The sequence below is a fragment of the Burkholderia sp. SJZ089 genome, assembly GCF_007828315.1.
Taxonomy (GTDB): domain Bacteria; phylum Pseudomonadota; class Gammaproteobacteria; order Burkholderiales; family Burkholderiaceae; genus Burkholderia; species Burkholderia gladioli.
On record NZ_VIUM01000007.1, the window covers coordinates 282,625 to 305,369 of the forward strand.

18 protein-coding genes are annotated in these 22,745 nt (G+C 67.9%); 9 read left to right on the forward strand and 9 right to left on the reverse strand.

Annotated elements, in window-relative coordinates; genetic code table 11:
- Window positions 1–503: 503 nt before the first annotated feature.
- Window positions 504–2,051: a sigma-54 interaction domain-containing protein gene (locus FB600_RS15645; protein WP_096752089.1), complete on the reverse strand. Its 1,548-nt coding sequence runs from the start codon at window positions 2,049–2,051 to the stop codon at window positions 504–506.
- 325 nt (window positions 2,052–2,376) lie between these two features.
- Here FB600_RS15645 and FB600_RS15650 point away from each other — a divergent pair, with 325 nt between their 5' ends.
- The 3 genes from FB600_RS15650 (at window position 2,377) to FB600_RS15660 (ending at window position 5,548) form a co-directional block, all read left to right on the forward strand.
- A complete protein-coding gene (locus FB600_RS15650; protein WP_025098460.1) occupies window positions 2,377–3,780 on the forward strand; it encodes a GntP family permease in 1,404 nt (467 codons plus the stop codon).
- Window positions 3,781–4,109: 329 nt separating this feature from the next.
- Window positions 4,110–4,379 carry a hypothetical protein gene (locus tag FB600_RS15655; RefSeq protein WP_013691634.1) on the forward strand — a complete coding sequence of 90 codons (270 nt, stop codon included), beginning with the start codon at window positions 4,110–4,112 and terminating at the stop codon, window positions 4,377–4,379.
- A gap of 179 nt (window positions 4,380–4,558) precedes the next feature.
- Window positions 4,559–5,548: a DedA family protein/thiosulfate sulfurtransferase GlpE gene (locus FB600_RS15660; protein ID WP_096752090.1), complete on the forward strand. Its 990-nt coding sequence runs from the start codon at window positions 4,559–4,561 to the stop codon at window positions 5,546–5,548.
- Window positions 5,549–5,588: 40 nt separating this feature from the next.
- Here FB600_RS15660 and FB600_RS15665 read toward each other — a convergent pair whose 3' ends face one another.
- Window positions 5,589–7,055 (reverse strand): OprD family outer membrane porin, encoded by a 1,467-nt coding sequence (locus FB600_RS15665; RefSeq protein WP_098182301.1) that lies wholly within the window; start codon window positions 7,053–7,055, stop codon window positions 5,589–5,591.
- Between the two features lie 320 nt (window positions 7,056–7,375).
- Entirely contained in the window at window positions 7,376–7,957 is a 582-nt protein-coding gene (locus FB600_RS15670) for a helix-turn-helix domain-containing protein (RefSeq protein WP_013691637.1), read from the reverse strand.
- Window positions 7,958–8,608: 651 nt separating this feature from the next.
- Between FB600_RS15670 and FB600_RS15675 the strand changes: the two genes are divergently transcribed.
- The gene (locus tag FB600_RS15675; protein ID WP_036055231.1) at window positions 8,609–10,135 is read left to right on the forward strand and encodes a peptide MFS transporter; all 1,527 of its coding nucleotides are present in this window, start codon (window positions 8,609–8,611) and stop codon (window positions 10,133–10,135) included.
- Between the two features lie 102 nt (window positions 10,136–10,237).
- Entirely contained in the window at window positions 10,238–10,438 is a 201-nt protein-coding gene (locus tag FB600_RS15680) for a hypothetical protein (protein WP_013691640.1), read from the forward strand.
- Window positions 10,439–10,544: 106 nt separating this feature from the next.
- Here the strand turns inward: FB600_RS15680 and FB600_RS15685 are convergent, their stop codons facing one another.
- The 3 genes from FB600_RS15685 to FB600_RS15695 form a co-directional block, all read right to left on the reverse strand.
- Window positions 10,545–11,666: an OpgC domain-containing protein gene (locus FB600_RS15685; protein ID WP_145756985.1), complete on the reverse strand. Its 1,122-nt coding sequence runs from the start codon at window positions 11,664–11,666 to the stop codon at window positions 10,545–10,547.
- A gap of 385 nt (window positions 11,667–12,051) precedes the next feature.
- Window positions 12,052–12,951: an EamA family transporter RarD gene (rarD, locus tag FB600_RS15690; protein ID WP_145756984.1), complete on the reverse strand. Its 900-nt coding sequence runs from the start codon at window positions 12,949–12,951 to the stop codon at window positions 12,052–12,054.
- A 28-nt stretch (window positions 12,952–12,979) separates the two neighbouring features.
- The gene (locus tag FB600_RS15695) at window positions 12,980–13,276 is read right to left on the reverse strand and encodes an acylphosphatase (RefSeq protein ID WP_013691643.1); all 297 of its coding nucleotides are present in this window, start codon (window positions 13,274–13,276) and stop codon (window positions 12,980–12,982) included.
- Between the two features lie 154 nt (window positions 13,277–13,430).
- Between FB600_RS15695 and hpnA the strand changes: the two genes are divergently transcribed.
- Window positions 13,431–14,441: a hopanoid-associated sugar epimerase gene (hpnA, locus tag FB600_RS15700; RefSeq protein WP_096752939.1), complete on the forward strand. Its 1,011-nt coding sequence runs from the start codon at window positions 13,431–13,433 to the stop codon at window positions 14,439–14,441.
- A gap of 113 nt (window positions 14,442–14,554) precedes the next feature.
- Entirely contained in the window at window positions 14,555–16,390 is a 1,836-nt protein-coding gene (locus FB600_RS15705) for a hypothetical protein (protein ID WP_145756983.1), read from the forward strand.
- Window positions 16,391–16,486: 96 nt separating this feature from the next.
- Here the strand turns inward: FB600_RS15705 and FB600_RS15710 are convergent, their stop codons facing one another.
- On the reverse strand, window positions 16,487–17,665 hold the full coding sequence (locus tag FB600_RS15710; RefSeq protein ID WP_096752095.1) for a glycosyltransferase: 1,179 nt from the start codon (window positions 17,663–17,665) through the stop codon (window positions 16,487–16,489).
- 368 nt (window positions 17,666–18,033) lie between these two features.
- Between FB600_RS15710 and ispH the strand changes: the two genes are divergently transcribed.
- Window positions 18,034–18,975, forward strand: a complete 942-nt coding sequence (ispH, locus tag FB600_RS15715) for a 4-hydroxy-3-methylbut-2-enyl diphosphate reductase (protein WP_047839999.1) — start codon at window positions 18,034–18,036, stop codon at window positions 18,973–18,975.
- A gap of 10 nt (window positions 18,976–18,985) precedes the next feature.
- Entirely contained in the window at window positions 18,986–20,146 is a 1,161-nt protein-coding gene (hpnH, locus tag FB600_RS15720; protein WP_013691648.1) for an adenosyl-hopene transferase HpnH, read from the forward strand.
- 143 nt (window positions 20,147–20,289) lie between these two features.
- Here the strand turns inward: hpnH and FB600_RS15725 are convergent, their stop codons facing one another.
- Window positions 20,290–20,709, reverse strand: a complete 420-nt coding sequence (locus tag FB600_RS15725) for a hypothetical protein (RefSeq protein WP_200055649.1) — start codon at window positions 20,707–20,709, stop codon at window positions 20,290–20,292.
- 1 nt (window position 20,710) lies between these two features.
- Entirely contained in the window at window positions 20,711–22,360 is a 1,650-nt protein-coding gene (locus FB600_RS15730; RefSeq protein WP_096752096.1) for a tyrosinase family protein, read from the reverse strand.
- Window positions 22,361–22,745: the final 385 nt, after the last annotated feature.

Below are 22,745 nucleotides of genomic sequence, written 5' to 3' on the forward strand. Positions count from 1 at the left end.
CCGGGCCGGTTCGCGACATCACGAGGCGACGGCTATGCGCCGTCTACCCTTTCGGGATTGTTCCAGTCTCGATTCGACTCCGACCCACGCGTGCCGCCCGGGTTCAATCGATGCTTGCCGGCGCGCCGCCGGCGACGGCGCGAGTCGCACCGGCCTTCGGCTCGCCGTCCCTCGCATCGCGGCTCGGCCGGCGAGCCCCGCCGCCGCTGGCGGCAGGGCGGAAGCTCGCGCATTCGGCAGTTCAACGAAGTATTCATATCGATATGCCCGCCGACATTGCCGGGATGCTGCACTGCGATTGATTAATTTTCAATCGTAATTGTGTAGAAAATCTTATTCGTCTGACATACAGGTCCGTATCGGATTGTTATCGAAGCGTCAATAACACGCGGATATGACACATGCGGCGCAAGGAATGCCGGCAATGAGGAATATTCCGTAATCAGGATTGTCGCGCGCATCATTTCGCCTTATCGATAGCCGACGCGCCGCCGAGTCGATCTTCAGGCGTCGAGGCCGAGCGCGGCGATCTTCTTGTAGAGCGTCGCGCGGCCAATGCCGATCCGCGCGGCCGCCTCGGCGACGCGGCCGCCGCTGGCCGCCAGCGCCTCGCTCAAAAAGCGGCGCTCCCAGTCGGCGAAGGCCGCTGCATAGGAAACCGTTGCCGGCGCAACCATCGTGCTCGGCGCCCGATCGGCCAGGGCGGCATCCCCCGCGTCAGGTCCGCGGGCGTCGAGCGCGAAGGCACCCGCCTCGCGCATCCCGCCCGGTTCCTCCGGCAAACCGCCGCTCGCCGGGCCCGCCGCGCCGGCCGGCAGGGCGATGCCGACGAAGGGCGCCAGCACGCGCGCATCGATCACCGCGCTGTCCGACAACATCAGCGCCCGCTCCAGCGTGTTGCGCAACTCGCGCACGTTGCCGGGCCACGCATGCGCGGCGAGCAGACGCAGCGCGTCGGCGGTCAGCGTGCAGTGCGCGGCGTGGCCGTGTTGCGCGGCCAGCTCCTCGAGCATGGTGTAGACCAGCGCCTCGATATCGGAGGCGCGCTCGCGCAGCGGCGGCAGGTTCAGCGTGAGGACGTTCAGCCGGTAATAGAGATCGGCGCGGAAGCGCCCGGCGGCGACCAGCGCCGGCAGGTCGGCCGAGGTCGCCGCGATGATGCGCACGTCGGCGCGCACGATGCGGTTCGAGCCGACCGGCTCGAACTCCTTGTCCTGCAGCACGCGCAACAGCTTGCCCTGCAGCGGCAGCGGCATGTCGCCGATCTCGTCGAGCAGCAGCGAGCCGCCATCGGCCAGCTCGAACTTGCCGACCCGCCCCTTGCGATCCGCGCCGGTGTAGGCGCCCGGCGCGGCGCCGAAGAACTCGGTTTCCAGCAGCGCGTCGGGGATCGCGGCCACGTTGACGGTGACCAGCGGCCGGGCCGCGCGCGCCGAGGCGGCATGGATCGCGTGCGCCAGCAGCTCCTTGCCGGTACCGGTTTCGCCGAGCAGCAGCACCGGCGCGTCGACCAGCGCCGCGCGCCGAGCCTGGCGCTTGGTTTCCAGGCTCGCCGCGCTGGTGCCGACGAAGCTCGCGAAGGTGTACTTGGGGCGGCGCGCCTGCGCCAGCGAGCGCTGCGCGGCCAGCAGGTCCTGCTGCACCTGCATGTAGCGCGCGAACAGCGGCGTCAGCGTCTTCAGCTCGTCGAACAGCGCGAAGCCGATCGCGCCGACCGTCTCGCCGGCTTCGTCGACCAACGGCAGGCGCGTGACCACCAGCGGCTCGCGGCCGGTCTCCATGATGTCGAGCAGGATCGGCCGCCCGGTGGCGACCACCTCGCGCATCAGGCTGTGCGGGATCACCGCCTCGCAGTCCAGCCCGATCGCCGTCCTGGGATCGGCGAAACCGAAACGCGCGGCATAACGCGAATTGATCCAGACCACGCGCGCGTCGCGATCGACGATCAGGGTGCCGGCGCTCGAATGCTCGAAGGTGCGGAACAGCGATTCGGCCGCGCGCGTGAGCACGTCGCCGTAACCCGCCGGCAGGTTCGACCAGTCGTTCATCATGGTGTCGTCGTCTCCGATTTATCTTCGGATAATTAAGCATCGTCTCCGAATTGGGACGGATTGTCTCACCAAAGAGATGCCCGCCAATAAAGGCCCGGCAGGCTTTTCCTCGGGTTTTGTCGGAATCGGGCGACAGTCCAACCGGCATTTCGTCTCGAAACCGGGACGGCTTGAGTAGAATCGATCGGCGGCGGCCGGCCAAGCCGGCGCCAGCCGGCCGGCGCCCAGTCGGCAAGGGCACTGGCACGGAAACTGCACCACTGCGGCGCCCCACGCACGGGCAACCGCATCGACAGAATCAGAATCAAACAATCAGGAGACTCACTTGTCCTTCATCATCGTCCTCGCCGCCCTGGCGTTCCTGATGTTCGCCGCCTATCGCGGCTACAGCGTGATCCTGTTCGCGCCCGTCGCCGCCCTCGGCGCCGTGCTGCTGACCGATCCCGCCGCCGTCGCGCCCGTCTTCTCCGGCATCTTCATGGACAAGATGGTCGGCTTCGTCAAACTCTATTTCCCGGTGTTCCTGCTCGGCGCCGTGTTCGGCAAGGTGATCGAGCTGTCGGGCTTCTCGGAGGCGATCGTCGCCGCCGCGATCCGCTACATCGGCCGCTCGCGCGCCAATGCGGTGATCGTCGCGGTCTGCGCGCTGCTCACCTATGGCGGCGTCTCGCTGTTCGTGGTGGTGTTTGCCGTCTACCCGTTCGCGGCCGAACTGTATCGCCAGAGCAATATCCCGAAGCGGCTGATGCCCGGCGCGATCGCGCTCGGCGCCTTCTCGTTCACGATGGATTCGCTGCCGGGCACGCCGCAGATCCAGAACATCATCCCGACCACCTTCTTCAAGACCACCGCCTGGGCCGCGCCGGCGCTCGGCACGATCGGCTCGGTGTTCATCATCATCGTCGGCCTGAGCTACCTGGAATGGCGCCGCCGCTCGGCGATGGCCAAGGGCGAGGGCTACGGCACCTCGCTGGTCAACGAGCCGGAGCGCGTCGAGACCAGCTCGCTGCCCAACCCGGTGCTGGCGATCGCGCCGCTGGTGCTGGTGGGCGTGGCGAACTTCGCGCTCACCAAGTGGATTCCGCAATGGTATGGCGACGCCAGCTACACGGTGCCGCCCGAGGTGCTGCCCGGCCTGCATGCGCCGATCGCCACGCCGATCAAGTCGCTGGTGGCGATCTGGTCGGTGGAGGCCGCGCTGCTGCTCGGCATCCTGCTGGTGGTGATCACCGCCTTCAAGCGCGTCAGCGCGAAGTTCGCGAGCGGCACCAAGGTGGCGGTCGGCGGCGCCCTGCTGGCAGCCATGAACACCGCCTCCGAATACGGCTTCGGCGGCGTGATCGCGGCGCTGCCCGGCTTCCTGGTGGTGAGCGACGCGCTCAAGAGCATCCCGAATCCGCTGGTCAACGCGGCCGTGTCGGTCAGCTCGCTGGCGGGCATCACCGGCTCCGCCTCGGGCGGCATGAGCATCGCGCTGGCGGCCATGTCGGACCTGTTCATCAAGGGCGCGCAAGCCGCGCAGATCCCGATGGAAGTGCTGCATCGCGTGGTGGCGATGGCCAGCGGCGGCATGGATACGCTGCCGCACAACGGCGCGGTGATCACGCTGCTGGCGGTCACCGGCCTGACGCACCGCGAGTCGTATCGCGACATCTTCGCCGTCACGGTGATCAAGACGCTCGCGGTGTTCTTCGTGATCGGCGTCTACTACGCCACCGGGCTGGTCTGAGCACGGCGCCGGCGCAAGCTCGGCGACGACCGCCGCCGGGCGACATCCTGGTGCATTCGTCGCAAGGATGGGGGCCGCGAGCGCGGCCCGATCCCGCGCGGACCGCGCCTCGGGCAGCGCCGGATCCGCATCGATTTTCCGTCGCGCCGGCTCGCGCGCCGCGCCTCGTCGAAAGCGGCCCGTGTGAAGCCGATATGTCATACCAGCCGGCGCTTTCACGCCGTTGCACGGCTTGAAATTCTGGTTGCGAATGGCCGGTTCGCGTTACACTGCGTTCAAGCAGTTCGCAGCACGACATCTTCCATTGACACGATACGAGGACCTGTTCGATGCGCACTACCGGTGCTTCCGGGGCGATGACCCTCCTGACCGAACTGGATTTGGCCGACGGCCGCGAGCTGCGCTCGCTGCGTCTCGAGGCCACCGAGGACGGTAAAAGCGTGCTGCTGATCGAGGTCGACGAGCGCAAGCCCGGCATCCATCGTGAAGTGCGCTACGAAATCACGCCGGCCGAACTGATCGCCGCGATCCGCTCGCACGGCGCCGAGTTGCCCGGCGAATCCCACGGCGCGGGCAACTTCGCGCGCAGCCCCTCCTGAATTCTCCCGGTTTTTCCCCCGCCCTTCCCCCGATTTCCCGCATCCAACGGTGAGCAAGCGCCGCGCGCCCTGCTCACCGCTTCACGACAGTCGAGAATTCGACTCTCCATTGACTTGAAAATGGTCGATAATCGGCGCATCCAGTCAGTCCCATCCCTCGTCGCCGCGTCCCATTCGCCATGCTGCATGACCTCGTCGCCCAGTACGGACCGCTGATCGTGTTCGTCAATGTGCTGGCTGCCGCGCTCGGCCTGCCCGTGCCCGCGATGCCGACGCTCGTGCTGTTCGGCGCGATGGCGACCATGCATCCCGACATGATCGGCATCCAGCTGGTGCCGGTGCTGCTGCTGTCGGTGCTGGCGGCGGTGCTCGGCGATTCGGCCTGGTACCTGGCCGGGCGCCGCTTCGGCGGGCGCACCCTGAAGACGATCTGCCGGCTGTCGCTGTCGCGCGACAGTTGCGTGAAGAAAACCGAGCAGTTCTTCGGTCGCTGGGGCGTGCGCGTGCTGGCGATCGCGCGCTTCGTGCCGGGCCTGTCGCTGGTCTCGGTGCCGATGGCCGGCGCGCTGGGCACCAACTACCGCACCTTCATCGGCTATGACGCGCTCGGCGCGCTGCTGTGGGCCGCCGTCGGCCTGCTGATCGGCCTGCTGTTCGCCGCCCAGATCGACTGGCTGTTCTCCAGTGCGAGCCAGTTCGGCCAGGTGGCCCTGGTGCTGATCGGCGCCCTGCTGGTGCTCTATATGAGCATGCGCTGGAACCGCCGCCGCGCGCTGCTGCGCCAGCTCGCCAGCGCACGCATCGACGTCGACGAACTCGACCGGCTGCTGCATGCCGACCCGGCGCGCCTGCCGGTGATCATCGACGTGCGCACCGTCGAGCATCGCCGCCTCGATCCGTTCTCGATCCCCGGCGCGCTGTTCTTCGACGAGCGCCATGTGCGCGAGCTCTCGCAGCGTTATCCGCTGTCGCAGAAGTTCGTGATCTACTGCTCCTGCCCGAACGAAGTGTCGGCCGCGCTGATGGCCAAGCGCCTCGCCGACTTCGGCTTCACCGACGCGCTGGCGCTGCGCGGCGGGCTCGACGCCTGGCGCGATACCGGCCGCCAGGTGGAGGGCGCCACGCCCGTCGAGCCCTCGCCCGTCACGCCGGCGCCGAAGGCGGCCTGAGCCGCGCCGCCTTCGCTTTCCCTGCTGTCCCTTCCCGTCCTCAGAACACCGTCACCGGCAGGTTCACGACCAGGCGATATTCCTGGTTGGTGCTGTCGGAATAGTGCGCCGAGCCGACGTGCCACATCGCGATGAAGGTGATCTTCGTGTCCTTGAAGCGGCCGCTCTGGATCGTATAGGACGGAATGAAGCCGAACTCGTGATGGCGGCCCTGCACCGGCTGGCCGTCCTTCCAGTAGATGCCCGAATGCGAGGGATCGTTGGCGGCGCCCACCGAGCCGTCGGCACCCCAGCCCGTCAGCCCCCAGAGCATCGCCTTGAAGCCGGGCAGGCCACCGTCCTTGCCGTAGAACGTGTAGCGCAGCTGCAGCGATTTTTCGTGCGGCGCGTTGTAGTCCACGTCCATCGAGTTGGTCAGGAAGATGCCGTTGGTTTCGTTCAGGTAGTCGAAGAACTGGTCGCCGAGCACCTGCTGGAAGCCCAGCAGCAGTTCGTGCGGGCCATGCTGCGCGGCCAGCGACAGGCTGTAGGCGTTGTTGTTGATGTAGCCCTGGCGCGCATCGCCCGTGTCGTGCGTCGAGTAGACGTTGCCGAAGCCGGTCCACTTCACGCTGCTCGGCGAGCCGAAGCTCTGCCGCACCGACGCGTAATACTGGTTCCAGACGTTCTCGGCCTGGTTCGCGTAGAGCGCGACGCTGCCGGTCGGCAGGTAGTCCCAGGTGCCGCCCACGTAGCTGAGGCGGTCGATGCGGGTGCCGCCGTATTGCGAGGTCAGGTTGATCAGGGTCGAGCGGCCGCGCGCGTCGGTCTTGGTGAAGCTGCCGCCCTCCAGCATCACGTTCTTGAATTCGTTGCTGACGATGGTGGCGCCGAGGAAGGTCGGCGGCAGCGCGCGATTGTCGTGCGGCTCCATGAACGGGTTGTCGACGATCTGCAGACCATACTTCACCACCGTGTTCGAGATCCGCGCCTTCACGTCGTAGATGCCGGGATAGGCCCAGGCGAGCTGGTTCGAACCGCCACCGCCCTTGGCGACGTGCACCATGTTGCCGGCGCCCGCGCCGCCGTCGAGCTTGAACGCGGCATACACCGAGGCGTCCACGCCGAAGCCGATCGGCCCCTGCGTGTAGCCCGACTCGTAGTTGGCCATCAGCGCCTGGATCCAGGCGTGGCGATGCGGGCCTTCCTTGGCGTCGAGCACGTCCGAGTAATTGCGGAACATCAGTTCGAGGTGGCTGTCCTTGATGAAACCCTGCGACTTGGCCTGCGCCGAGAGATCGACGTTCGGCGTCGGCGAGGGCGCCTGGTTCGCCTCGGCATTGATCACCGCGTTGGGCGTGGTGGCCGGCTGCGCGGCGTCGCGGGAAATCCCGGCCGGCACCTCGGGCGGCTCGTCCGCGAAGGCGGGCGCGGCGGAGGTGCCGGCAATACCGGCAAGCACGGGCAGGGCAAGGGCGAAACGGCGGGTGGACGACGTGCGCGACGTCGTCGAGGTGGTCTGATTCATCGACTCGTTCTCTCTCAGATATGTCTGGCGTGCGCCGCCGCGCACCCGCGCCACCGCATCGCGCGATAGCACGTGGGAACCACGTGGAGAACGCGCGCGCGAACGACGTCCGCGCGGCCTCGGAAGAAACGCGGCGAACGTGATGAAACGGAACGGGGAAGAAGACGGCGCAGCGAACCGGGTTGCTGCGTTCTATTCGTTACGGCCAGGAAAACGGAATCGATCCGTCGTCGGGTTTGCCGTGCATGTTAGTGATCCTGATTTGTCTCCAAATGGGTAAGCCGTGCGGAGCGACGACGGATTACCCGGCCTGCGTATAACTAAAACAATCGAGGTGTCCCCACCCAGACCACCACCGATTCGTGCTTCGCGGTGTTGACCCAGCTATGCGGCACGGTCGACAGGTAATGCGCGCTGTCACCGGCTTGCACGACAAACGTCTTGCCTTCCAGCGTCAGCGATACTTCGCCCTCGATCACGTAGACGAATTCCTCTCCCGCGTGAGTCGTGACTTCCGAGCGCTTCTGTCCCGGCGGCATGCGCACGAGAATCGCCTCGAGCTGCCGGCCGGCCGAGACATTGGTCAGCCGTGCGAACAGATTCGCCGAATCGGCGAAACTGAAGAATCGCAATTGATCGCCGCGGCACACCGAGCGTTCCTCGCTCGGGGTCTCGACGAAATACTGCACGTTCACGCCCAGCGCATGCGCGATGCCGGCCAGCGAGGTGATCGACGGCGAAGCGAGACCGCGCTCGACCTGGGACAAAAACGGCTTGGAAATACCCGCGGCTCCGGCGGTTTCGTCGAGCGTGCGCTTCAAGCGCTGCCTGAGCGCCCGAATCTTTCCGCCCAATTCGACGGCCGCATTCTGGGCCTGCGTGTTTTCAGTGGAAGCAACCATAACAGGCCGAAATCTTATCGTCAAAAAAAGTTTGATGGAAAGTAACGAAGTTTGATTGATATAGCTTAATCTTCGTCTTCGTGACCGGGTATCAACGACACGGCCTGCGCCCTGGCGCACCCCGCGCAACGCTGCTGCGACGCGTAATCTTGCCAGACTCGACACGGAAATTTGTGCACGATTCGTGGCTTACCCCGCCTCGAAGCCCTGCCGACGTCGGTTTCACGTCGTTGAAAACGGATCATCCATCCCGCGGCTGCGGGAATACCCGAAGTGACGGATGGCGAGCGGCTCGTGAAAAATCGCGGCCGCTCGGCAAAGCGCGACGACCTCGTGCTTACACCGTTGTAATGGTCCTCGCGCGCAGTCCACCGATTGCCCGCCACCTTGTTCATGCGTCCCTATCCGGTCGCCCTGGTAGTCGTATTCGAAATGAAAGCTATCATTGCCCTTACGCGCTCGAATCGCGCATGCGCCGCCGCCTGCCTCGCGCGGCCGCCACGCAGGTGCCGCCGCCATCACGCGAGCACCGCGCCGCCCACCTGACCGATCCCCTCATGCCGACCGGCCGCCTTCCGGCGCCCCGTCATTCCGAGCTTGCCGCCGGCCTCGCGCGCGATGCGGCACAAAAAACGATATTCGAGGATAACGATGTCAGTCTCAACACCCGTATCAAAAACCCGCTCATTCGCAACAGTCTTTCTGATCGAAATGTGGGAGCGCTTCGGCTATTACGGCATGGTCGCGCTGATGGTGCTGTTCATGGTCGAGAAGCTCGGCTTCGACGACAGCAGCGCCAACCTGATCTGGGGCGCGTTCGTCGCGTTGATCTACGCCTCGCCCTCGATCGGCGGCTGGATCGGCGATCACGTGCTCGGCTCGCGCCGCTCGATGGTGATCGGCGCGGTGGTGCTCGGCGTGGGCTACCTGATGCTCGCCATGCCCACCGACAATCTTCAGTTCCTCTACGCATCGCTGGGCGTGATGGTGGTCGGCAACGGCCTGTTCAAGGCCAATGCCGCGAACCTGGTGCGCCGCATCTACGAAGGCGACGACGCGCGCCTCGACAGCGCGTTCACCATCTACTACATGGCCGTCAACATCGGCTCGACGGTGTCGATGCTGGTCACGCCGTGGATCAAGGATCGCTGGGGCTGGCACCCGGCCTTCGCGGTCTGCTGCGCGGGCATGGCGGTTGGCGTGATCAACTACCTGCTGATGCATCGCACGCTGGCGCGCGTCGGCTCCAAGCCCGACGACCAGCCGGTGCGCTGGGGCCGGGCGGGAGCGGTCGCGCTGGGCGGCATCGCGCTGGCGCTGGTCACCACCTTCCTGCTCGGCCACAAGGCGCTGGCGGTGGCCGCGGTGTGGACCGCCGCGGTGGTGGTGCTGGGCATCTTCCTGTACATGATCGTCAAGGTGAACCGCTCGGAGCGCTCGGGCCTGATCGCGGCGCTGGTGCTGATCGCCCAGGTCATCCTGTTCTTCATCTTCTACCAGCAGATGTCGACCTCGCTGACCTTGTTCGCATTCCGTAACGTCGATCCGCGCTTCACGCTGTTCGGCACCACGCTGTTCAGCTGGAGCGCCGGCCAGTTCCAGGCGCTCAACCCGATCTGGATCATGCTGCTGAGCCCGGTGCTGGTGTGGATCTACAACTCGCTGGCCAATCGCGGCGTCAACGTGCCGGTGGCGGTCAAGTACATGCTCGGCTTCGCGGTGGTGGCAGCGGGCTTCTTCGTGTTCGCCGCGAGCGGCAGCTTCGCGGTGGACGGCCGCGTGTCCTCGTGGTTCATGGTGGGCGGCTACGGCCTCTACTCGCTCGGCGAGCTGCTGGTCAGCGGCCTGGGCCTGGCGATGATCGCGCGCTACGTGCCGGCCCGCATGGGCGGCTTCATGATGGGCGCCTACTTCGTGGCCACCGGCATCTCGCAGTACCTCGGCAGCGTGGTGGCGAACCTCGCCAAGATGCCTTCGCACGACCTGCCCGCCACGGCCTCGCTGCCGCTCTACGTGCACCTGTTCACGACGCTGGGCTGGGTGGCGGTGGGCGGCACCCTGGTGTCCTGCCTGCTGCTGCCGCTGATGGCCAAGCTCTCGCTCGCGCATCACAACGCATCGACCGAGCGCAAGAACGGCAACGACGCGCTGCAGGCGAGCGGCGCCGCGGCTCAGTAATATCCCTCGGCGCGCGGCTGGCGCGCCACAGTCGGCCGGCAGGCCGGCCGCGTGCGTCCTACACTGGAAGCAGCCCGCTGATGGGCCTTGCTGGAGAGTGAGATGAACAAGAGGACCACGCGGATCGTGCGCCTGCTCGCCGACATCCGCCGCGCGCAGCATTGCACCGCGCTACGCGCGGCGCGCGCGGCGGCCGAGGTGGACGCCGAACTCGCGCGCGCCGCCGATCCGGAGCCCGAGGACGAGGCTTCCCGCGACGACGACTCCCCCGACACGCCCTCCCGTATCCGCTCACCTTCGTAGCGATACGGCGAGCGCATCATGCCGGCGGCACATCAGCTGCCGGCGCACGCCCCGCGCCACGGCGGGCCACGCCTGCCGCGTGCCACATGCCGCGGCGCGGCGCCGTTCAGGCCGGCACGCGCCGCAACCGCTGCCACCATCCTCCCGAACTCGCCAGCGTCAGCAGGCAGCCGAGCGCGATCGCGTCGGCCGCCAAGCCGATGCCGATCGGCGAGAAGTGCGGGCTCAGCGCCGCGCGATGCAGCAGCGAATCGAGCGTCAGCGAGATCGCCGTGCCCACCACGTAGCAGACCAGGCCGCGCTGCCCGACCGCCACCACCGGCTGCACCACGCGCGCGAGCTTGCCGACCCAGCCCAGGCGCATCAGGTCGGCCATCAGCCAGGCGATCGCCAGGAAGCTGACCACCCGCGACCAGGCGAGGTCGCGCTTGAGCAGGCCCTCGGGCAGCGGCAGCCCGGAGAACAGCTTGTAATAGGCGCACACGGCCACCACGCCGAGCGCGATGCCGGTCAGCACCGCGCCGCCCGGCCGCGCGGCCAGGCTGCGATAGACCGGCTGGCAGCGCACCAGCGCGCCGAGCACGAACATCAGTTGCCAGGCGAAGGGATTGAAGCTCCACTTGAACGAGGGCGTGTCGAGCAGCTCGGCGCCGAGCCAGCGCGAGGCCAGCCAGGACGCGAGGCTGCCGGCGAACAGCCAGGCCGGCCAGCGCCGCGCGAGCGGCACGATGGCCGGCGTGGCCAGCGCGAACAGCACGTACATCGGCAGCACCGAGGCCAGATAGGGCTGGCGCTGGAAGGTCAGCACCTCGATCAGGCCGGTAAGGGGCGTGGCCAGCATCACGCTGACGTCGTCGAGCGCGAGGTTCGGCGACTCGATGCCGAAGTGGTCGAGCACCGCCGAGACCACCAGCATCAGCGTGGTGGTGGCGAGAAAGGCGCGATAGATCTGCACCGCGCGCCGCAGGAAACGGCGCCGCGCCACGTCGGTGCCGTGCCGCTCCGACATCGCCACGAAGGCGCTGGCCGCCGCGAAACCACCGAGGAACACGAACACCTCGGCCGCGTCGCAGAGCGCGTAGGAATGCAGCGTGATCTTCGAGATCATGCTGCCGCCGATGTGGTCGACCACGATCATCAGCAGCACGATGCCGCGGAAGAAATCGATTTCGATCAGGCGGCCGGAGCGCGCGGGCGGCACCGGCGGGCACGCATCGCTCAGCGCCATGATCGCCCGCCGGGTAGGACCGTCGCCCTCGAAGCAGCCGACAGCCCGGAAGAAAGGAAAACGAAAGACTGCGGGGACGGCGCGAGCGAATACGCGGCGATACACGTATGCCTGTATCGCGTGCGCAGGCGCGCCGGGTCGAAGACTGGACCGTTCATCGGAAGACCGCATACGAGAGTTCGACGGTCCAGAAAGTCTAATCGCCGCTAGGGCATACCCTAAGTAACAAAGTGCAACGAATTCTTCCGATCGATGACTGTCGGCCTTGCCAGACAAGCGTCAGCGATCCGTCATCGTATTTCCGTCGCGAAGTTGCGTTGGATAACGAATCAATCGACACGGCGCGCACGGAAATCGCTACGCGAATCGCGACGACGGCACCGCTTCAATGGGCCCGCACGCGGCGCATCACCAGGTAGCTGTGCCAGGCCGTGAGCGCCACCGCCACCCAGATCGGCCCGTAGGTGCCGAGCTGTTGCGCGCTCAGCGATTCGCCGAGCAGCAGCACGGCCACCGCCACGATCAGCACCGGCTCGACGTAGCCGAGGATGCCGAACAGCGCCATCGGCAGCATCCGGCTCGCCTTCAGGTAGCAGCCCAGCGCGAGCGTCGAGAGCACGCCGAGGCCGGGCAGCAGCACGGCGGCCAGCACCGTGTGGCCGACCAGCGGCGTGCCGACCGTGGCCAGCGTGAGCAGCGCCACCGGCAGCAGCGCGATCATCTCGACCGCGAACAGCGTGAGCGGTTCGATGTCGATGCGCCGGCGCAGCATGAAATAGGGCGGATAGCCGAGCGCGACCAGCAGCGTCGGCCAGGCGAAGGCGCGCGTGGCCCACACTTCGTGCAGCACGCCCAGCACCGCGAAGACGATCGCGCACCATTGCAGGAGGCTCAGCGATTCGCGATAGACGAAGCGTCCGACCAGCACCATGGTCAGCGGCAGGAGGAAGTAGCCGAGCGAGACCTCGAGCATGCGCCCGTGCAGCGGCGCCCACAGGAACAGCCACAGCTGCACGCCGAGCATCGCGGTGCCGCCCAGCACCATGAGCGCGATGCGGCGCTCGCCGAACAGGCGCCGCACGAAGCCGAGCAGCTCGCCGAAACGGCCGCGCATGGCCACCAGCGCGAGCGCGCCGGGCAAGGTCCAGACGATGCGCCAGGCGAAGATGTCGAGGCCGGTGAGCGGCGCCAGCAGCTTGGCGTACACCGACATCAAGGCGAACAAGGCGGAAGCCGCCACCGACAGCGTGAGGCCGCGCCGGGCTTCCGGGAAATCCTGGATCATGGGTCCTGCCGAATCGAAAACAGCGCAGTCAGTTCTGCTGGAAACGCTCGAAACGCTTGTCGGTCCGCCGCTCCTCGAACTCGACCTCGCTCACGCGCGCCGCCGGCGGCCCGTGCCGCAGCCAGGCCAGCATCCGGTCGATCTGCGCGGCGGGACCCTGGATCATCGCTTCCACCGAGCCGTCCTCGAGATTGGCGACCCAGCCGCGCAGCTTCAGCGCGTGGGCCTCGCGCACGGTCGCATGGCGAAAACCGACGCCCTGCACGACGCCACGCACCCGCACGTAGATCGTTTCCACCCGTTCGTCGAGATCCTTGCCGCTCATGTCGCTCCCCATCCAATCGCATCGAAGCCCCGCATTGTAGTCGTCCCGCATGGCATCCGCCGCGGGCCGGCGCGGCCGCGCAGCACGTACAATCGCGCATCACACGCACAACCGCCGCGCGCCGCCTGCCGGCCGCGCGGCCCAGAGGACTGGCATGACAGACACACAACGCGATCTCGTACTCGTCACCGGCGCGTCCGGCTTCGTCGGCTCCGCCGTCGCGCGCATCGCGCAGGCCAAGGGTTATGCCGTGCGCGTGCTGGTGCGCGCCTCGAGCCCGCGCACCAACCTCGCCGAACTCGACGCCGAGATCGTCACCGGCGACATGCGCGACGAGGCCTCGATGCGCGCCGCGCTGCGCGGGGTGCGCTACCTGCTGCACGTGGCCGCCGACTACCGGCTGTGGGCACCCGACCCGCTCGAGATCGAGCGCGCCAACCTCGAGGGCGCGGTGGCCACCATGCGCGCCGCGCTGGCCGAGGGCGTCGAACGCATCGTGTATACCAGCAGCGTCGCCACGCTCAAGGTGACCGGCTCGGGCGCCTCGACCGACGAAACCTCGCCGCTCACCGCCGAGCAGGCGATCGGCGTCTACAAGCGCAGCAAGGTGCTGGCCGAGCGCGCGGTGGAGCGGATGATCGCCGAGCACGGGCTGCCGGCCGTGATCGTCAATCCGTCCACGCCGATCGGCCCGCGCGACGTCAAGCCGACGCCGACCGGGCGCATCATCGTCGAGGCCGCCACCGGCAAGATCCCCGCCTTCGTCGATACCGGCCTGAACCTGGTCCATGTCGACGACGTCGCCCAGGGCCATTTCCTCGCGCTGGAGAAAGGCCGCGTCGGCGAGCGCTACATCTTCGGCGGCGAGAACCTGCCGCTGCAGCAGATGCTGGCCGACATCGCCGGGATGACCAACCGCAAGCCGCCCACCATCGCGCTGCCGCGCGGGCCGCTCTACCCGATCGCCTACGCGGCCGAGGCCATCGCCAAGTTCACCGGGCGCGAACCCTTCGTGACGGTGGACGGTCTGAAGATGTCGAGGAACAAGATGTACTTCACGTCGGCGAAGGCCGAACGCGAACTCGGTTACCGCGCTCGCCCGTATCGCGAGGGGCTGCGCGATGCGCTCGACTGGTTCCGCGAGGCAGGCTACCTGAAGCGCTGACACGCGCCGAAGCGGCGTGCCGCGCGGCCCCGCGCGCACTTTGTTACACGTGCGGCTCGAAACGCGCACGATGCAACGGGTAAAATCGCGGGTCCTACGTAGAGAAGGCACGCATGAACCTGAACGACCAGATCGACGCGCTCGGTGCGGGCATCGATCAGCTCATCCAGACCGCGCGGACGACGGCAGACGCCGCCCGGACCGCCGGCGAGGAAGCGAGCGCCGCACGCGCCGCCGCAGACCAGATTTCCGCAGAACGCGTGGCCATCGACACCGCCGCGGCCCAGGCCGCCGCCGATCGCGCGGCCACCGAAGCCCTCCATGAACAGATGCGCGCGGTGCAGGCTGCCGCCGAGTCGGCCGCCGCGCAGGCGGTGATCGACAAGACCGCCGCCGAGGCGCTGGCCGCCGAACTGGCCCGCGATCGCGAGGCGGCCGAGCTGGCTGGCCGGCAGGCCGCCGAGGCGCGCGAAGCGGCCGACGCGGCCGTCAGGCAGGCCGCGAGCGAACGCGAGGCAGCGCAAGCCCAGATCCGCCAGGCCGACGAGGCACGCGCGGCCGCGCAAGCCGCGACGCAGCAGGCGACCGCGGAACGCGAAGCCGCCGAGGCCGCCATTCGCCAGGCCACGGCCGAGCGCGAAGCCGCGCAAGCGGCTGCCACGCAGGCCGACGAGGCACGCGAAGCGGCCGACGCGGCTGCGAAGCAAACCGCCGTCCAGCACGATGCCGCCGCCGAGGCAGCGGCAAGGCAGGCTGCCGCCGAGCGCGAGGCCGGCGAGGCAGCGCTGAAACAAGCCGCTGCCGAGCGTGAAGCGAGTGAAGTTGCCGCCAGGCAAGCCGCCGCTGATCGCGAGGCAGCCGAAGCCGCGCTCAAGCAGGCCGCCGCCGAGCGCGAGGCGAGTGAAGCCGCTGCCAAGCAGGCAGCCGCTGACCGCGAAGCCGCCGAAGCCGCGCTCAAGCAGGCCGCCGCCGAACGCGAGGCGAGCGAAGCCGCCGCCAAGCAAGTAGCCACCGATCGCGAAGCCGCCGAGGCCACGCTCAAGCAAGCCACCGCCGAACGCGAGGCGAGCGAAGCCGCCGCCAGGCAAGCGGCAGCGGATCGCGCGGCAGCCGCCGAACACGCATCGCGCCAGCCGGCTCAGGCCAATGCGCCGGCGGCGCTCGCGCAGCACACGGCCATCGCCGGTCAATCGACGGAAGCCGTGCAGCAGGCCCTCAAGCAGGCCGCGGCCGACCGCGAAGCAGCCGAGGCGCTGATGCAACAGGCCGCCGCCGACCTCGACGCGGCCGAAACGGCGCGTCGCCAGGCCAGCGCGGACCGCGAGGCCGCCACCGAAGCCGCCGAGCAGGCCGCGCGCGCCCACGAGGCGGTCGAGCTGCAGGCCGCCCAACTGAAGACCGAACGCGCCGCGCTGGCCGACGCGAGCGAACAACTGGCGGCCGCGCAATCGGCCGCCACGCTCGCCGCGGCGGACAAGGCCGCGGCCGAGCGGCTCGCCGCCCAGGCCGCCTCCGACAAGGCCGCCGCGGAACAGGCCTTGCGCGAGGCCGAGCAGAAGGAGGCCGCGCTCGAGCAGGCAGCCGCCCAGGCTCCCGCCGAAAAGCCGGCAGGCGAAGCCACGGCAGCCGATACGAAGCTGGTGGTGGCCCGCCCCGCGCAGGATGCGCTGACGCTGGCGATCGGCGGACGCGAAATCCCCTTGACGCCGGTGCAGCTGAGCCAGCTGATCGAGGAACTCGCGCACGCGCGCGCCTCGATGACGCCCGAGCAGCCGAGCGGCCTGCCGACCGGCTGGCGCTTCGTGTCGACGCGCAATCCGATGATGGCGGTGCAAAAGCAGGCCAACGGCGACCGCCTGCTGGTGGCGCGGCATACCGGCTACGGCTGGGTGCCGTTCACCTTCTCGCCGGACACGGTGATCCAGATGTACATGCTGCTGACGCAATAGTCGCCGCGCGCCGGAAAGCCAAACGGCACACGATCTCGCGATCGTGTGCCGTTTTTTATCCTGCCTTGCGCCGCGCCTCGGGCGCGGCGCAGGCGTTCAGCGCTCCACCGGCGCCTGCACCCGCGCCTTCCACTGGCCGCCCTTGCCGCGCCAGTAGCGCCAGGCCGAGGCGAATGTCGCGCCGTTGTAGAACAGCGCCACCAGCGGCAGCGCCGGCGCCCATAGCAGCGAGCGCCGGTAGTAGGCCAGCATCGGCGCGTAGGCCGCGCTCATCGCCGCCCAGGCCAGCCACGCCGGCCAGGCCCGCGCGCCGTAGGCGAGCGCGGCCAGCGGCGGCAGCAGGTAGATGATCGACATGCCCAGCAGCGTGCCGGCCAGCAGCAGCGGCGAGTAGCGCAGCTGCGTGAAGGCGGTGCGCGCGATCATGTTCCAGATATCGCGCCAGCTATCGTAGGGCCGCAGCGACACGCTGCGATCGGCCAGGTCCAGGCGGATCGGGTGATGCCGGCCGCCGCGATGCTTGATCTGCGCGGCCAGGCTGCAGTCGTCGATCAACGCGCCGCGGATCGACTCGATGCCGCCCGCCTCCTCCAGCGCCGCGCGCCGCACCAGCATGCAGCCGCCCGCCGCGCCGGCGGTCTTGCGGCGCGTGTTGTTGATCCACGAGAACGGATAGAGCTTGGCGAAGAAGAACACGAAGGCCGGGATCAGCGCCTTTTCCCAGAACGAGTCGCAGCGCAGCCGCACCATCAGCGAGACCAGGTCGCGGCCTTCGGCCTGGGCGCGCGTGACCAGTTGGGCCACCGCGTCGGCGGGATGGCCGATGTCGGCGTCGGTCAGCAGCAGGTAGTCGGCCGGCAAGCCCAGCGTACGCACCGCCGCGATCCCCTGCGACTGCGCCCAGACCTTGCCCGACCAGCCCGGCGGCAGCGGCTGCGCGCCCAGCACCGTGAGCCGGTCGGCCCGCTGCGCGGCCAGCGCTGCCGCGCGCGCGGCGTCCGCCGTGCCATCGGTGCTGTGGTCGTCGACCACGATCACATGGAATGCACCCGCGTAATCCTGCCCAACCAGCGAGCTCACCGCCTCGCCGACCACGTCGACCTCGTTGCGCGCCGGCACCACCACCGCCACCGCCGGCCAGTCGCCCTCACCGCGCGCCGAGACGGGCAGCGAACCGGCCGGCGTGGCGCGCCAGAAACCGCCACGCGCGAACAGCAACACGCACCAGATAATCAGGGACAGGCACGAAAGGCCAAATACGATCTGCAGCGTCATGCCCGCTCCCCGGCCGACTGCCCGCGCCCGAACCTGCCGCGGCATGGCGTGCAATACGGGGACATATTCTTGAATTCGACTTCCATCGGTCCGCCTGTGAGGCCCGCGCAGCCGCCTTCCGCCGCCGGGCGCGTTCAAAACCGCGTAGTGTAGCCGGGTTCCGGCACAGGGGGCGGCGCGGCCGGATTTGGGCGCATTGCAACACCTTACGGGCCGAGGAAAGCACGAGATGGCCGATAGCGTTAAAATGCGCGATTAATTTTGGATGCCGGTAAATTCGAACCGGCATTGATAATCATCAAGTTGGGGCGATCGGGCCGGCTAGCCGGCCTTCTCGAACCCCGCGTTGTCGTCGGAGTTCGCCCTTTATGCGAGTTATTCTTGCCCAACCCCGGGGCTTCTGTGCGGGCGTGGTGCGAGCGATCGAGATTGTCGACCGCGCGCTGCTGCAGCACGGCGCGCCCGTCTACGTCAGGCACGAGATTGTTCACAATCGCCATGTCGTGGACAACCTGCGCAACAAGGGGGCGAAATTCGTCGAGGAGCTCGACGAGGTGCCGCATGGCGCCGTCGCGATCTTCAGCGCGCACGGCGTCGCGCAGGCGGTGGAGAAGGATGCCGAGGCCCGCGGCCTCGACGTGCTCGACGCCACCTGCCCGCTGGTCACCAAGGTCCATGTGCAGGGCCGCCAGTACGTGTCGGCCGGCCGCCGCCTGATCCTGATCGGCCATGCCGGCCATCCGGAAGTCGAGGGCACGGTCGGGCAGATCCCGGGCGAGGTGATCCTGGTGCAGAGCGAGGCCGAGGTGGCCCGGCTCGAGTTGCCGATCGACACGCCGGTGGCCTACGTGACGCAGACCACGCTGTCGGTCGACGACACGCGCGGCATCATCGAGGCACTCACGCGCAAGTTCACCGACATCGTCGGCCCGGACACGCGCGACATCTGTTATGCCACCCAGAACCGCCAGGCCGCCGTGCGCGAGCTCAGCAGCCAGGTGGACGTGCTGGTGGTGGTCGGCGCGACCAACAGCTCGAACTCGAACCGCCTGCGCGAGATCGGCACCGAAAGCGGCGTGCCGAGCTACCTGGTGGCCGACGGTTCGGAAATCCGCGCCGAGTGGTTCGCGAATGCGCAGACGGTCGGCCTGACGGCCGGCGCGTCCGCACCCGAGGAAATGGTCGAGGACGTCATCGCCGCGCTGCGCGCGCTAGGCCCTGTCGAGGTCGTGACGATGGCGGGCCGCGAGGAAAAAGTCGAATTCAAGCTGCCGGCGAAGCTCATGCAAGCCGTAGCCCGCGAAGTTTAAGGAGGACATCTTGTCTATTCCGCTGCTCCAGCAAGTCCGTGTCGGCGCATACATCATGCGCAACCATCTGTCCGGCAACAAACGCTACCCGCTCGCGCTGATGCTCGAGCCGCTGTTCCGCTGCAACCTGGCCTGCAACGGCTGCGGCAAGATCGACTATCCGGATCCCATCCTGAACCAGCGCCTGTCGGTGCAGGAATGCCTGGAAGCCGTCGACGAAGCGAATGCGCCGATCGTCTCGATCGCCGGCGGCGAGCCGCTGCTGCACCGTGACATGCCGGAAATCGTCAAGGGCATCATGAAGCGCAAGAAGTTCGTGTATCTCTGCACGAACGCGCTGCTGATGGAAAAGAAGATGGACGAATACGAGCCGAGCCCGTACTTCGTCTGGTCGGTCCACCTCGACGGCGATCGCGAGATGCACGATCACGCGGTGTCGCAGGAAGGCGTGTACGACAAGGCCGTGGCGGCCATCAAGGAAGCCAAGCGCCGCGGCTTCCGCGTCAACATCAACTGCACGCTGTTCAACGACGCGATCCCCGAGCGCGTCGCCAAGTTCTTCGACACGCTCAAGCCGATCGGCGTGGACGGCATCACCGTCTCGCCGGGCTACGCCTACGAGCGCGCGCCGGACCAGCAGCACTTCCTGAACCGCGACAAGACCAAGAACCTGTTCCGCGAGATCTTCAAGCGCGGCGACGGCGGCAAGCGCTGGTCGTTCAGCCAGTCCTCGCTGTTCCTGGACTTCCTGGCCGGCAACCAGACCTACAAGTGCACGCCCTGGGGCAACCCGGCGCGCACCGTGTTCGGCTGGCAGAAGCCGTGCTACCTGGTCGGCGAAGGTTACGTGAAGACCTTCAAGGAACTGATGGAAACCACCGAGTGGGACAACTACGGCGTGGGCAACTACGAGAAGTGCGCGGACTGCATGGTCCACTGCGGCTTCGAGGCCACCGCCGTGGTCGACACCATCACGCATCCGCTGAAGGCCTTCGCGCTGAGCCGCAAGGGCATCAAGACGGAAGGCGCGTTCGCCCCGGACATCCCCATCGACAAGCAGCGCCCGGCCGAGTACGTGTTCTCGCGCCACGTCGAGATCAAGCTCGAGGAGATCAAGATCGCCGGCAAGGGCAAGCTGCAGAAGTCGGCGAAGGCCGCCAGCGCGGCCTGAGCTTCGGTTTCCCGCCCCGGCGGTTCGCGTAGGCGAGCCGCCGGGCGACGACCCGAGCAGCCATGAAACAAGGGCGCCCCGGAGCCATCCGGGGCGCCCTTGTGTTTTCGCGGGGCACGCGACAGGCGCCCGCGCCAGGCGGATCAGGGCGCGAGCAGCCGGACCGAGATCACCTCGCCCGCCGCTGGCGCCCGAGCGCGGCCGGCCGCGTCGAGCACCGTGATGCGCAGCGCGAGCCGGCCGCCGCGCACGGCATCGGCCGGCACCGGCAGGCTGTAGCTGCCGACGGCGCGGCCCGCCCTCGGGCCGTGCGGCGAGATCGTGCCGAGCGTCTCGCCCGAGGCGGCATTCACCTCCACCTGCGCGCCGGCGCCCAGCACACCGAGCTCGATCTCGAGCACCCACGCCCGGCCCGCGGCGTCCGCTCGCGGCGGCCGCGGCAGTCGCAGCACCACGCTGCCGTCGCTCGTCAACACGCCGGCCCCGCCGGGCTGCGCGCCGGCCGGCGGCGCCAGCCCGATCGTCACGGCCAGCGCGAGCCAGCCGGCCGCGCCGCGCCGCACGCTACTGCTCCTGCGTCTGCACCGACAGCCCGCGCAAGGGCAGCGGCTTGCCGCCCGCCGCCCCCGACGGGACCACCCTGACGTCCAGCCTCGCGCTCGCGGCGGCGCCGCTCAGGTTGGCGAACGCGCCGAGCGCCCTCGGCAGCGGCAACGCGAAGGTCGCGTCGTGCGCCATCTTCATGCCGTGCATGGTCGGCCCGAAGAACGCGACCGTGCCCGCGTAATACGGGCTGTCGGCCTCGACCCGGGTGACGTCGGCGGGGGCATTGACCAGCACGTCGAACTCGCGATCGATCGAATCGCCTTCCGGACGCCGCAGCGTGATGCTCGCGATCGGCGCCGGCTGCTGCTCGTCGCCGAGATACGAGCGGATCAGCTCGGTCGGCACGGCCACCGACGCGCCCGAGGCGCTGAGCACGCCCTTCAGGCCCAGCGCCTTGCGCGCCGCCCGCTCGCGCTGCTCGCCGGCATCGAGGCCGAAGCCCGGCTGGTAGTCGTAGTCGAACTTCGACATGTTCACGTAGTCGCCCGCCGAGCCCGATACGTACTGGCCCGCGCCATTCACGTAGAACAGGAACGGGTCCGAGGCGAACGAATTCCAGTCGGCCCCGGTGGGCAGCGTCGGCCGGCCGTAGGCGAGCTGCTTGCGGGTCCAGACGTCCCACAGCCGATCCATGTTGGCGTGATGCAGGAAGAAGATCGGGTCGACCGGCGAGAGGAAGTTGGTCATGTTGCCGAACGGCCCCGGCGACACCGGCCCGACGCCGCCGATGTAGTTATGCACCTTGTTGTGCGGCAGGCCCTCGAGGATCGAGAACTGGGTGGTGCCGTCGGGCTGGATCACATGCGAGCTGGTGCGCGAGCTGGTGAAGCTGTTGCCGATGTCGGGGCTGTAGAACAGCGTCGGCTGCAGCCCGGAGCGGATCACGCCGGGCGACACGTCGTAGGCCGTCTTCGGGTCGAGTTTCGGATTGTCGCGCGACAGGTAGCGAGCGCCGCAGGTGATCGCATAGGCCATGTTGCCCGAAATGCCGGCGTTCATCGAGGCACTGAAGCCCGTCACGTCGTCCCAGAGCTGGTTGAACACGGCATAGCCCCGCGCGCGCTGCTGGGCGCGCTGGAAGCCGGTGAGCCGGTTATTCCAGTAGTCCTGCAGGGCCGGCTGGATGAAGCTCGTGAAGCGCGCCAGGTTGCCCGTGTAGGGCACGTAGGCGGCGTCGGTCGGCGTCAGCACGCCGTCGAACATCGCGGCCGGGATCTCGGGCAATTGCGTCCAGTCCCAATAGGGCAGCGCGAACGAGGCGTCGCCGCTCAGGTTGCGGATGGTCTGCTCGAAATAGCCGATGTAGCCGCGGTGCCAGACATAGAACCACCAGTTGCCGTGCGGGCAATCCATCATGTGGATGAAGGCGTTGCGAAACCAGTTCTGCGGATGCGTGGCCGGCAGCGCGAGCATCGCGGCGATGCCGCGCGCATAGCTGCGCAGCATGCGCTGGCCGTCGGCGCTGGTCACGTTGTAGCGGCGGTAGCGCGCCGCCGCCGCGTTCGCGGCCTCCTCGGCAAACACGCGCTTGCCGTTCAGCATGAGCATCGATGCACCGACGGCTGCCCCGGCCGTCATCAGAAAATCGCGGCGTGTGGTGTTCGACATCCTGTGGTCCCTCCTGGCTTTTCACGAAATCCGTGGCCCGCGGCAGAGCGCGGGCACGGCCGTCTGCATGCGCGACGCGGCAAGATGCGCGGCGCGCGTCCTTCGACATCAAACGGGAAATGCGAATGCCTGATCGACAGGAATCGTCCGGATTCGAGATCCGGTAAATCGTCGAGCGATTCGCCGGTGGACGGATTCAGGATTTTGTTTGAATGGATAGTAGGAGCGGGAGCGACGGAAATCAACGAAAACAATCACACGAACGGCAATCTCTATTTGGACGAAAGCCTTGCAGGCACTGGCTTCGTGCGATTTACTCAATGCCGGTTCCGGTCGTTTTTATTTTGGAAACGAAGATCGAGATAATCGCCGTCACTCAGGACGA